The organism is Marinitoga aeolica, assembly GCF_029910535.1.
In the GTDB taxonomy this organism is placed as follows: Bacteria; Thermotogota; Thermotogae; order Petrotogales; family Petrotogaceae; genus Marinitoga; species Marinitoga aeolica.
On the sequence record NZ_CP069362.1, the window covers coordinates 226,868 to 240,161 of the forward strand.

Annotated in this window: 10 protein-coding genes and 1 CRISPR repeat array; all 10 genes read right to left on the minus strand. The window is 24.3% G+C overall.

All coding sequences use genetic code 11. The annotated features are described in order from the left end of the window. Positions 1-2 precede the first annotated feature (2 nt). Positions 3-1,286 (minus strand): hypothetical protein, encoded by a 1,284-nt coding sequence (locus JRV97_RS01045; protein ID WP_280999413.1) that lies wholly within the window; start codon positions 1,284-1,286, stop codon positions 3-5. Then, on the minus strand, positions 1,261-2,238 hold the full coding sequence (locus tag JRV97_RS01050; RefSeq protein WP_280999415.1) for an AAA family ATPase: 978 nt from the start codon (positions 2,236-2,238) through the stop codon (positions 1,261-1,263). Before JRV97_RS01050 ends, JRV97_RS01045 begins: the two co-directional genes overlap by 26 nt. Next, positions 2,219-3,109 carry a hypothetical protein gene (locus JRV97_RS01055; protein WP_280999417.1) on the minus strand — a complete coding sequence of 297 codons (891 nt, stop codon included), beginning with the start codon at positions 3,107-3,109 and terminating at the stop codon, positions 2,219-2,221. Before JRV97_RS01055 ends, JRV97_RS01050 begins: the two co-directional genes overlap by 20 nt. A gap of 52 nt (positions 3,110-3,161) precedes the next feature. After that, on the minus strand, positions 3,162-3,725 hold the full coding sequence (locus JRV97_RS01060) for a bifunctional DNA primase/polymerase (protein WP_280999434.1): 564 nt from the start codon (positions 3,723-3,725) through the stop codon (positions 3,162-3,164). After that, positions 3,722-3,898, minus strand: coding sequence for a hypothetical protein (locus JRV97_RS01065; RefSeq protein WP_280999435.1), 177 nt, complete (start codon positions 3,896-3,898; stop codon positions 3,722-3,724). The genes JRV97_RS01060 and JRV97_RS01065 overlap by 4 nt, the downstream gene beginning before the upstream one ends. A gap of 231 nt (positions 3,899-4,129) precedes the next feature. Next, positions 4,130-7,581: direct repeats of the CRISPR family, unit length 30 nt; unit sequence GTTTCCATACCTTATAGGTAGATTAAAAAC. Positions 7,582-7,905: 324 nt separating this feature from the next. Next, positions 7,906-8,811 carry a type III-B CRISPR module RAMP protein Cmr6 gene (gene cmr6 / locus JRV97_RS01070; protein WP_407081552.1) on the minus strand — a complete coding sequence of 302 codons (906 nt, stop codon included), beginning with the start codon at positions 8,809-8,811 and terminating at the stop codon, positions 7,906-7,908. After that, the gene (gene cmr5 / locus JRV97_RS01075; RefSeq protein WP_280999437.1) at positions 8,804-9,160 is read right to left on the minus strand and encodes a type III-B CRISPR module-associated protein Cmr5; all 357 of its coding nucleotides are present in this window, start codon (positions 9,158-9,160) and stop codon (positions 8,804-8,806) included. The genes cmr6 and cmr5 overlap by 8 nt, the downstream gene beginning before the upstream one ends. Before the next feature lie 9 nt (positions 9,161-9,169). Continuing rightward, on the minus strand, positions 9,170-9,997 hold the full coding sequence (gene cmr4 / locus JRV97_RS01080; RefSeq protein ID WP_280999438.1) for a type III-B CRISPR module RAMP protein Cmr4: 828 nt from the start codon (positions 9,995-9,997) through the stop codon (positions 9,170-9,172). A gap of 13 nt (positions 9,998-10,010) precedes the next feature. Next, entirely contained in the window at positions 10,011-10,982 is a 972-nt protein-coding gene (gene cmr3 / locus JRV97_RS01085) for a type III-B CRISPR module-associated protein Cmr3 (RefSeq protein ID WP_280999441.1), read from the minus strand. Next, entirely contained in the window at positions 10,972-13,290 is a 2,319-nt protein-coding gene (cas10, locus tag JRV97_RS01090) for a type III-B CRISPR-associated protein Cas10/Cmr2 (RefSeq protein WP_280999442.1), read from the minus strand. Before cas10 ends, cmr3 begins: the two co-directional genes overlap by 11 nt. Positions 13,291-13,294 lie beyond the last annotated feature (4 nt).

Here is a 13,294-nt window from a genome sequence, read left to right on the forward strand (position 1 = left end):
TATCACCTATCTTCAATAGTATTAGAGATAATGAACATTAATATTCTTTTTATCAAATTATATATATTGAGTTTTTCCTCATGATCATCATATTGTATTTTAAAAAGATTTGAATCAAAATCAACCTTATTTTTATCTTTTGCATTAATTAGTTCATCTATGGGCTTGATGAAAAAATTATAGTTATTATATTTTTTATTAGAATATGTAAAGTTATCCCCAAAATAGATGTTGATATTTATATCATTATAATAATTTTTCTTATGATAATATCCTTCATAATCATCAAAATTATTTGAAACAAAAAAGTCAGGTATTATTTCTAATATATTTCCTTTAAAATTATCAAAATCAATTTCTATATTCTCATCAAGAAATAACATATCTCTGTCTAAATATATTTTTCGTGAATTTAAATAAAAAGTAAATTCATTATTTTGTATAAGCTCATTGGAATAGAACTCTTTATATATTATATAAAATACATATAGAAAAATTAACTTTAAAAAAGTTGTTGCAAAAAAATTGTTCCCGTTTATTTCCAATATTCTATTATTTGAATAATTAAAATAAAATTTAATATTAATTTTTTTATTTACTTCTAATTGTCCAGAATGATTAAAAGATAACAACTCATTTTTTGAAAAGAGATAATTAAATATATCTTCGTATTCTTTTTCAAAAAACATAAAATAAGATGGCAATAAATTTTTTATGTCTTCAATATCCCTTAACCTTTTTATGTCATCAATATTTTGAGTCATTCTCTCATCTATACCTATGTATATTTCACTTATGTCTTTTTTTACTTCAATATATTTATCAGAATATTCATTTTCAGATAAAATATATTTTGATTTAATAAGATTATCTTCAATTAATCCATTATTGTTTTTATTAAATAAAACTATATAATAATCAATATTTTCTTTAATAATTATTTTTGACAACCCATCACTATATTTTTTATCGTAATATTCATTAATAATATTCTCTAGATTATTTGCATTTAACAATTTCCCATCAGCATTATAAAAATAATTAATTATCTTTGATACATAAATGTATATTTTTTCTTTATTTATATCTCCTAAATAATTTTTCTTCAAAGAATTAATAAATATTTCTATTTGTGGAAATTCTTTGTCATATTTATTATATTTAAAAAAATCATATAGATTAACTCCCAAAATTACCGCACCATTTTTTGCATCATCTATAGAAATAGTTGATATAATCTTTTTTAAACATTTAATATCTTCATAGGAGTATTCTTTCAATTTCATCTTTTTGCTCCTCATTATTAAATATTTTTGACAAAATAAATTTCACATCTTCCAAATTTAATTGTAAATCCAATGATTCATTTCTTATCATAGAATAAGCAATCATGTTTTTAACATAGAATTTCAAATTTCTATCTGATATAAATATATCCCTATCTTTTTTCAATATTTCTATTCTATCTAATAGACTTATAATATATTTATCATGCTTTAACTCAAAATATTTTTTTATAATATATTCATTCATTTTTTTAGCAAAACTTATACTTTCCTCTCTTTTAAACAAACTTTTTTTACTATGTTTAATATTATTTTCTTCAATTTCAAACTCTCTATTTAATAATTCCTCATAATCTCTTCTATCTAATCCTTCAACTAAAACCCTTATAGGAAATCTATCATAAAAAGCTTTTAATAAAGGATCCGTCGGAGTATGATTTGTAGCTCCAAATATTACTATTAAATCATCAAGTGATTTATATACGTCACCAATAAGCAATTTTTTTTCATTTATTATTGTTAAAAGAGAATTTAATATCGCAGAATTTGCATTAAAAACTTCATCTAAGAAAACCACATTAGCTTCTGGTAATTTGTTTTTAGTATTAATTACATATTTTCCTTTTTTTAATTCAGAAATGTTTAAAGATCCTAATACTTCAGATGGCTCGGTGAATTTTGTTAATAAATAATGAAAATATCCTTCTTCATTATCAAATCCCATTAATTTAGAAAATTCATTAATTATCATACTTTTTGCTGTTCCAGGTTCTCCTACCAAAAGAACATTGGTATTTGTTATAAAACTGCAACTTATAGCTTCTATTACATCATCCTTATTCAAAATAATCTTTTTTAATTCATTTATAACATTTAAATAATTTTCAAACATTTCATTTAAACCGTTTGATTCATCTAATTCTTTTAAATGTTTATTTTTTCTTCTTGGCATACTTTACCCCTTCCCTTATAATTTCTTTAAAATATTCATTTTTTTCTTTTGGTAATGGATATGTTTTATATAATAATTCCCATTTATCTTTTATTGGATTTAATGAAATATCATATACTTTTTCTATTTCTTCCAAATAATATTTATAATTAACATCTTTATCTTTTTTATATTCCTCTATTAGTTCATTCATTTTTTCTATAGCATTATATTCATACATAATATATAAAAATTCTAAATTTTCATCACCTATAGGAATATTATTTTTTATAATAATATCAACAAAAAATCGAAGTATATAGTTTTTGCCTCTATCCTTTAATAAATGATATATAAAATATGCTGGATTAATAATTAATGATTTTTCAAAGAAAAATTTTAAGCTATCTAAAAATAATTTTTTCTCATTCTCATCCATTTTCAACTTTAATATATCTTTATTATTTAAAATAACAAATAAAAAATTAAATTCTTTTGTATTTAATAAATAATACTCCCAAAATTCCTTATTCAACAATATTTTTTTTATTAAAAAAGCATATTCTAAATTTGATATATTGGTTTCTTCAAAACTGATTCCATATAGAGTATTATAAATATTTAATAGGTATAAAATCCTAACATCTTCTTGATTAATATCGTTTTTTTCAATATACCAATATTTTAAATTTTTTTCAAATACAAAATCATATATTTTCTTTTGAATTTCAGGTGAAAAAGATAGATTATATTTACTAATATTAATTATATGAACTTTAAAAATATCATGTATATTTACAAAAAATTTATCTACTTTTTCATCTAAAAAGAAAAAATTGTAAAAATTATTTTCATATAACCTAAATATTTCTTTATATTTTAATTTAATCACCTCCTAATCATATTATTATATCATACAAAAAACGATATTAAAACAGTTTATTTTAAGATATTATTTTTGAATTTAAAGTATTTTTTTGTTTATAATTAAACATCTTATCTATTATTTTTGATTCTATATAATTTATATTTTTCGACTTAGGTAATAATTCATAAACACCATATTTATTTGTTTTATTAGAATATACTTGAGAACCATACCCAACAACTATTTGCCCTTTACCTAATAATTCAATTGCATAATTATTCATCACTATTTTACTTTTATTGAAAACTTTGTTTGTAACAAAAAATATATGATATCCCCCACTCACAGTTTTTTGAATAAAAGGATTTTTTAATTTCAAATAATTAATGATATTCTTTAATAAATTATTTTTAGTATTATCATATACATCAATATCTATAACATGAAAATATATATCATCTTTAATTTTTATCCCTGTCAACAATCCATATCCAGTAATTTTCTCAAAATCTTTCTCATTATACACATAATGAGGCCAATCGTTAAATATTGGCCTTTTCTGATAATTATATAGAGGAATGACTTTAAAATTATTTCTTCTCCACATTTCTACTACTCTTGTTAATTTGCCGTTATTCATCTTTGTTCCCCATATACGATATTTAAAGCTTCATAAAATGTCATTTTATAACATATTTTTGATTCTCGATATATAAGTATTCCTCCCAAAATCATTAAACCAATTGAAGCTGGAAATAATACTTTTTCACTTTTGATAAAATCCAAAAAATCTTCTAATGTAAAATTTTTCACCTATATCTCTCCTTTCATTATTAAAAAATGAGGTTTTGGTTTCTTTCAAGTTACTACTAGACATTTAAAATATAGATCGCATTTTATATGAATTAAAAACAAAAAAATGGGGATTAATCCCCATTTTCATTATAAGCACATAACTTCAAAAACAAATTTACATTCATAGATACATTTATAAAATTCAACATTTCCTTAGTTTTTTTCCTATTAATAAGTGGAAAGATGTAATATTCTGTACCTTATAGGTAGATTAAAAACCTTAGTATTGGTTTAAAGGCGAGAGTTAAAACTATAAAAGTTTCCATACCTTATAGGTAGATTAAAAACATGTATGGAAAAATATAAAATAGTGACAATTAGCGAAAGGTTTCCATACCTTATAGGTAGATTAAAAACTAATATTGAAAGAGGTGTAAAAAACAATAAGCAAGTAAGTTTCCATACCTTATAGGTAGATTAAAAACCAAGGAAGACCCAGAGTTCAAACTTTATCTTGGGTTCGGTTTCCATACCTTATAGGTAGATTAAAAACAACATAAGTACTTTATTATGTATAAGAATAGTGAATTGTTTCCATACCTTATAGGTAGATTAAAAACAGAGATGAGATTGTATCTTGGGTTCGTTGAACCCAAGAAACGTTTCCATACCTTATAGGTAGATTAAAAACATATAACGGACGATTATTCTTTTTTAATATAAAAGAATGGTTTCCATACCTTATAGGTAGATTAAAAACTTAGGTCTTTCTCTATAGCTGAACCATATATACCGGCAAGTTTCCATACCTTATAGGTAGATTAAAAACCTCATATCGTAATGAGAAAAGCAAAAAAATATGCCAGATTGTTTCCATACCTTATAGGTAGATTAAAAACCTATTACAGAAGATAATGTGTTTGAAGTGGATAATTTGTTTCCATACCTTATAGGTAGATTAAAAACCTACCTGAACCTCAAAGGGGTGTGATGTATATTGTTAGTTTCCATACCTTATAGGTAGATTAAAAACAAAAAACCTATTTCAAGGGTAGGATATTTAATGACAGTTTCCATACCTTATAGGTAGATTAAAAACTAGTTAAAGAACAAGTAGATGGAATAGACAAAGAAATCATCGTTTCCATACCTTATAGGTAGATTAAAAACCATTCGCTATTTCACGCTTTGTCTAGACAGGCGTCTAGGTTTCCATACCTTATAGGTAGATTAAAAACAAAATTAACTATCAACAGAAAAAAGATAGATAGTGAGTTTCCATACCTTATAGGTAGATTAAAAACTATGACAGATACAATGACAATGGAAACGGGAATGGCAGAGTTTCCATACCTTATAGGTAGATTAAAAACAAAATAAACGAAGCAACGGAATTTTAAATATTTATGAGTTTCCATACCTTATAGGTAGATTAAAAACATTATTTAAAGAAAAGATTTAAGGGTTTAAGAGAAAGTTTCCATACCTTATAGGTAGATTAAAAACAAGAAGTAAAAGGATTTAAAAGATTTGACAAGGTTTGTTTCCATACCTTATAGGTAGATTAAAAACAAAATATCGCTGAAAAAGCAGAAGAAATGTTTAATGAGTTTCCATACCTTATAGGTAGATTAAAAACAAAAATAAAAAAATCAAGGAGGCGTGGTTATGAAAAAGTTTCCATACCTTATAGGTAGATTAAAAACTAAAACCCCTCTTCCTTTTTTGTAAACGCCTGCTAATCGTTTCCATACCTTATAGGTAGATTAAAAACTGAACCCAAGGAAAGAGAAGAGATAGAAAATGCATTCAGGTTTCCATACCTTATAGGTAGATTAAAAACATGAAGCTATTCTAGATTGGAAACTTAAATAAGGGGCCTGTTTCCATACCTTATAGGTAGATTAAAAACGAAGAATTAGAAAATGCGTTCAAGATAATCTTGAACGCAGTTTCCATACCTTATAGGTAGATTAAAAACCAGGACAATACTGAATGCTTGCGAAGAAATAGAAAGGTTTCCATACCTTATAGGTAGATTAAAAACATTGTGTTGGCGGGGTATATAACTTCAACATGGTTTCTGTTTCCATACCTTATAGGTAGATTAAAAACAAAGGAATAACAATATCTGTAATTGATCCTATACTTGAGGTTTCCATACCTTATAGGTAGATTAAAAACAAAGGAATAACAATATCTGTAATTGATCCTATACTTGAGGTTTCCATACCTTATAGGTAGATTAAAAACGAGTTTATCCAAATATATCTTAAAAAATATGATATTTATGAGTTTCCATACCTTATAGGTAGATTAAAAACGCAATGACTAATAGAGATTTGTTTTTTGAAGAATTGGAAAAGTTTCCATACCTTATAGGTAGATTAAAAACTTTTTATATAATAAGAAAATAATAATAATCTAATGTTAACAGTTTCCATACCTTATAGGTAGATTAAAAACTGATGAACATACATATGTATGGATAAGAGATGAAGAAGGTTTCCATACCTTATAGGTAGATTAAAAACCCAATATATCCCTATGAAGAGTTAGAAGATGGCTCTTACAAGTTTCCATACCTTATAGGTAGATTAAAAACGTGATGACTGATGACGGTAATATTATAGAATTTCCACCTGTTTCCATACCTTATAGGTAGATTAAAAACGTTTATAAGCAAAAGAAAAAAATTAAAAAAATCATCATGGTTTCCATACCTTATAGGTAGATTAAAAACCTACACATTGATAGCCTATGTATAGCACGGCAGTCCTGCGTTTCCATACCTTATAGGTAGATTAAAAACAATGATTAAAAAAGCAACTGGTATTGAATTTGATAACTGGGTTTCCATACCTTATAGGTAGATTAAAAACATCAAGACGTAATAGAACAAATCAAAGAGCAACAAGACAGTTTCCATACCTTATAGGTAGATTAAAAACATGAGAAAAGATAACCAAATTATATTAAAGGGTAATTATACGTTTCCATACCTTATAGGTAGATTAAAAACGAAAGTTACACATACAACAATCTGTTTCAATTTGTAAGTTTCCATACCTTATAGGTAGATTAAAAACAAAATACAATTAAATATTTTGATAAATTACGTAAAAAGTTTCCATACCTTATAGGTAGATTAAAAACGAAGAATACGAAGTTGAAACAATAGAATTTTGAGAGCTTCGTTTCCATACCTTATAGGTAGATTAAAAACAAAAAACAAATAGCAGAGATTTTGAAAAACAAAATTGGTTTCCATACCTTATAGGTAGATTAAAAACTGAATTTGAAGGAATAGAAATAATGAAAAAGAAAGAAGTTTCCATACCTTATAGGTAGATTAAAAACTGGTGGGAATCAACGAAATTATTTATTTTCAAAAGAGCGTTTCCATACCTTATAGGTAGATTAAAAACTTTTGTCATTAAGGACGTTCAGCCAGCAACATTCATAGGTTTCCATACCTTATAGGTAGATTAAAAACAATAGTAAGAACAAGTGATGAATTAGTAAATAAGTTTTTGTTTCCATACCTTATAGGTAGATTAAAAACATTGTTTTAGGTAATACATATAAATATAAAGATATTATAAGTTTCCATACCTTATAGGTAGATTAAAAACTTAAAGGTTATGTATGGTATGCACATAATATCAATTGTTTCCATACCTTATAGGTAGATTAAAAACACGTAGAAATACTGACTATTATTATAACACCTTTTCTTTTCATTTCCTTTATCGTGCGGTTTACTAAATATTAAATTCACTAATGAATATATTTTTAGAATTTTTTGTGTTTTCCGGATCCCCCTCATTTTTCTTTAATTTTTATGAATTAACCTGGTTGTTACATAGTTACAAAATTGTGATTCACTAATAATAAATATTTTGGATGATTTTTATTTCCCCGGATCTCGGCATATAATTCGTATATCGAACTATATTTTATTTAACATTGTTATTTTTTAGTTTAATTTTTGATAATTATTTTTTAAATAAAAAAAGGCAGCTTTAAAGCTGCCCATTTATTTTAAACCTTCCATATCCCATTGATGTTTTTGCTCCAAGACCATAATATTCTATAAAATTTTTAAAATTGCTTTGTATTTCTTCAACAATGTTATTATTATTTCTTTCTATTATTATATCAACTCTAAATTTACCTTTAAATACACTTAAAAAATTTAATGGAACTGGATTATATACATCATTTGGCGGTTGATTTCCGTTATAATATTTTTGAAAATGTGGTGTTTGATATTCAATTCCTAGTTCAATATCATTTATTGGAACAGCATCTAAAAATGATACTTTACCTTTTTTATCTTCTTCGCCAAAAATTTCTTTAATAAATGTTGATTTTTCTGATTCTAAATATTTTCTAAAAGCTCCTTTTATAGTTGTTCCTGGTATAATAGGTAACCCTAAATTTCTACTCCAATAAAATCCAATCTCATCAATTGAAGGAATACCAGCTCCTACTAAAAATGGTGTTTTTGTATATATTTTATAACTAATAATATCATATCTATTTTTTAAAGAGCTTATCATATTGTGTCTTATATTTTTTGTTAATTCTATTTTTTTACAAAGATCTTTTATTACTAAATCTTTTAAGATGTTTTTATACCTTTGCTTAATATGTTTTTCTAGAACTTTTTCTTTTTCTCCTTTTGCCAAATCCCTTATATCTTTTGTATTATTTAATATAAAAAGAGTATTTATATTTTTTAACTCATTTTTATTCTTTTTTATGTTTTTATCTCCAGTATTACCTTTTAATATATTATTTATTTCATTTACAGTTGTGTTATCTTTTTCCATTATTCTTCTTTCACTAAATACAAATTTATCATAATATAAACTTGAATTTTTTATTTCATTTGGTTGATGTATAAAGTGCTTCAAATCAATCACCACCTATAAATATGTCTGCATATCTTCTATACCAATTAGTAAATTCTAAAACTCTATCTTGTATTACAGATAAATTTTCTGTATTTTCAAGAAATTCTAATAAGTCATCACCTTGAAAAAGATTTTTTTCTTTTAAAAAATGTTGTATATCATCAAAAACTGCCAGATGATGTGTTTTAGCTTTTGCCCTTAAAAAAACTAATGTTCCATATAATCCATTTTGAATTATCATTGAACCTAACCCTTTAATTAATGATCTATATATTTTTTTATCTTCTTCATTTAATCTATTTGAATTATTTAATACTAAATCTTTAGCTATTCTTTTAGTGCTGTTTTCTCTTTTCATCATTTCACCTCACATTAATTTTATAAAAGCAAAACCTTTACCAACAGAAACTTTACCACCTACGTTTATATATTGATTATCTAAATTATTTGAAACTATATTTATTAATTCATCATTGTTTTTTAATGGTTTGACTATAAAAAACATTATAGAGTCTTGTGGCAAATATTCTTCATACCATAAAGCACCTGCGTTTACAACACCAGTTTTGCTATCAATTCTTATTCTTGGTAATACTTCAGTAGCATTTTTTACAAAAAACGCAAAATCTTCATCTTTTAAGAGTATTGTATTTTCTACTAATACATCTTTTAAATAGTTATCAGGAGCAATATTTTTTATTTTTTCAATTAAATCTTTTAATTTATCTGATTTTTCTGGTTCAATTACATATTCTTCAAGATTTACTTTAGTTTCATTAAATGTAGAATATTCCTTATTTTTGTCAATATTATTTAAAAATTCTTCTATTTTATTTGTCATTTCTTTATTACCAACTACTTCAAAAGCGGTTTTTAATCTTGATAATACTAATGGACATGTTATCCAAATCATACCTCTATTTATACTTCTTAATGGAAAAAACAATATTTTTGCTTCTGAAAATGTCACATATCCTGGATTTGTTTCTTCATTAGTGTCTGGACGAGAACCAAATACTAATTTTTCATCTTTTCCAAAATCAATTTCATTTCTTATTGCACCTTTAATACCAGAAATTATAGGAAACCCTGTATGAACTTCTCTTTGTATTGGTTGATCAACTACTCCTACATCCATACCCTTACCAGCATGAATTTGTGTAACAGCATATAAAAAACCTATTTTTCCACTCAATTTAAAAACCCCCTTATAATTTTATCTCTATATATTTTCCAAAATTATATTCGCTAAATTTATCTGTGAAATTATCTTTATACTCATTTTTAAATTCATTATTTATATAATAAACACTTCCAGAAGGTACAACTTTAAATAATTCTCCAGGCTTTTTGTTTTTTAAATCCCAAAATCCTATGTTTTCTGGTTTGTAATTTGCAATAGCTATAATATTTTCATTTCTTATTGGCAATACTCCATTATCGAAATATGCTGGCGTTAATAATATTAATCCTTTTTCATTATTAGTAATTTTATCAAAAATTGAGGTCTCTATTTCTTTTATTTCTAATTTAGCTAATTTTCCTTTTGTGCCTAATGTTATATATTCAATTTCATTTAAAATATTTAATTCATCTTTTTCAACAAATAATACAAATCCTGCATTTTCTTTAAACCTAAAATATGAATATGAATATAACATGCCTTCTTTAGATTTTCTATTTTCTAAAGCTATTCCTATTTTTTCTTCTCTTTCAAATATTTCAGGAATGGTATCTTCAATTGCAATATTTCCTTTTTTTAATTCTTCTAATTCATTTAATGAAATATATGATTTTTGAGGTTCTTTTAAATTTCTCATAGACTCATATTTAATTCCATATAATTCTTTACTACTTATTACAAATGAAAAATTACTATCTAATGTACCTTTAAAGTATTCTTTTGTTTCTTCATTTTGTTTAATAATAGCTGGAATTTTAAAATATATATTTTCATTTACATCAGATAAAAAAGGACCTACAATTTTTAGTTTTTTTGAATTAATTATTTCTTCTATATCTTCTGCTTTTAAATTATTATTTCTAAAATATGCACCTAATATTGCACCATAAAAGGTTTTTATATTAGGAAATATAGCTTCTTCGGAATGAGAAAACGTTTTTGATTTTCTGAATCCCACATAATCTATTGGTTTAATAAATAATGTTTTAATCTTCATATTTATTCTCCCTTCCTGAATATTCTATATTTTCAAGGGTATTAAAATAATCTAAAATTTTTTCTTTGTTAAAATTCATATTTTCGTCTAATATAATTTTAATTTCATCTTTTAATTTTTTTAATTGCATTCTTTTTTGTATATATGGAATAACTTTATCTCTGAAATCTTTTATTGACATTATTTCATTTCCTAATTCATCTAAACAGAAATTTATATATTCATTTTTTAATCTACTAATTAAATTTTTTATGGATTTTTCATTTTCAAAGTTTTCAATAAATTCTTGTGCTTTGGCTAATACATCATATCTTTCAATATCCCAAAAACTTTTTGATTGAGTTACTTGGCCACTTCTTCTGATGGTTGCTATTGCAAAACTATTTTTTTTCATATTTCCTTCTTCATTTGCTTTTGCTAATTTTTCCATTTCTCTTGCTTTATTTAAAGCTAGTTTTAGATTAAAATTATGTTTTGAAACTGTGATTCCTGCACTCATTGTTGCTGTTTTTCCCATCATATTGAATATAGGAATATTTTTTAAATAACACCAACCATTTTTAAATACATAATCTCCAATATTTACATCACCAATTCCAGAATATACTTTTCTTAATTTATTAGCTGCATTGAATACTTTGTTTGAAGGGAATAATGCTAAGACGTCATCACCACCAGCATATATTAATAATCCATCAAATTCTTCAACTATTTTTGGAACAAAGTTTGAAAAGTGATTTAATGTTCTACTAATCATTCTTTGATATGCCGGAGTTACAAAATGAATTTTATCCAAAATTTCTACATATTCTTTATTTTCTTTTTCTAATTCAGATACGATTTTTGAATGCAATCTATTTTTTATGGAAGGCCCTAAATTCCCAGAAATCCATTTTCCCATATTGTCCCCATCCATTAATAATACAGCTAAGTTATATTTATCTGCTATTTTTTCTGTTGATCTAATATCCTTTAATTTATCATATGCTTCTGTATAACCTATTTCTTTTAAATAATGAACGAAAAATCTTTTTATTGCTGATAGTGCAGAAAGTTTTTCTAATCTTTCACTATTTTCATATATAGTTTTTACTTCTATTAGTGATTTATTATTACCGCTAATATCATCACCATGTTCTTCGCTATTTTCATATAATTGAGTAAAATCTCTAGTTGCTTTTCTTAATGCACTTTTTATACCTAATAATTCACTATATACACCATAGAAAGAAATATTTTTTATTGTATATGTATTTTCTAATTTTTTTATTTCATTATATAATTTCTTTATTTTTTCATCTTTTGTATAATTATAATGATTTTCTATATTTCCTTCTATATCATCTATTTTTTGTTCAATTATCATTACAGTTGGAAATTGAGATACTTGTTCATCCCATTTATTAAAGTTATTTAATATTGTTATATTATCATCTTTATTTTTTTCTATGTATGATTTTATAAATTCACTTATTTTTTTCATTTCATTTTTTATTGCAGTATTAATTTCTATTTTTAAATCTTGAACATCTTTTGAAGGTACTATAGCAGTAAACACATTTGGTAATGAAGCAACTGATGGATCAGCATTTGTTTTTAAGTTTAATCCTAGTTTTTCTAATTCTTTTTTAACGAAATAATTTCCTCTCATATATGGAAAGATAACATTATCGTATCCATATTTTTCACCAATTACTTTTATACCCTGGAATGTTAAATAAGATAATATATAACTTCCCACTTTAAGATCTATTGTACTTCTGCCTGCTGCTATAAATTCTTGAACAGGACCTATTGAAACTAATATCAAAGAAAGGTTATTAGACACACTCATTGCTGATGCACTATCTAAATGATCTATAATAGAATGACTTGGCATTCTTGTGTCTGCTGGTAACATATATGAAATATTTAATAATTCTGGTAATTCCCACCATAATTTATAATATGTTTTTTTATAATCATTATCTATAAACTTTAACTTTTTTGTTATTTCATCAGAATCTATTTTTCTAACTTCTTTTTTGAATTCTTCATTAAAATAGTCTTCTAATTTTTCTCCAGTTAAAGGATGAATATATTCAGGATGTAAATTTATGTCTAATGAATATCTTTTAGAAAAATGTTCTTTTTCTTTTGGAAACAATATTCTATCTGCTGCACTTGATAAATAATCAAAGTTTTTGTTTTTTATATATAATTTGAATTTTCTTAATCTCTCATCAGCAATATTTTCATGGTTGGTAATATTAATGGCTTTTTCTATAGGATCATGTAATAATGCTATTATTTTATTTTCCCAATTCACTTTT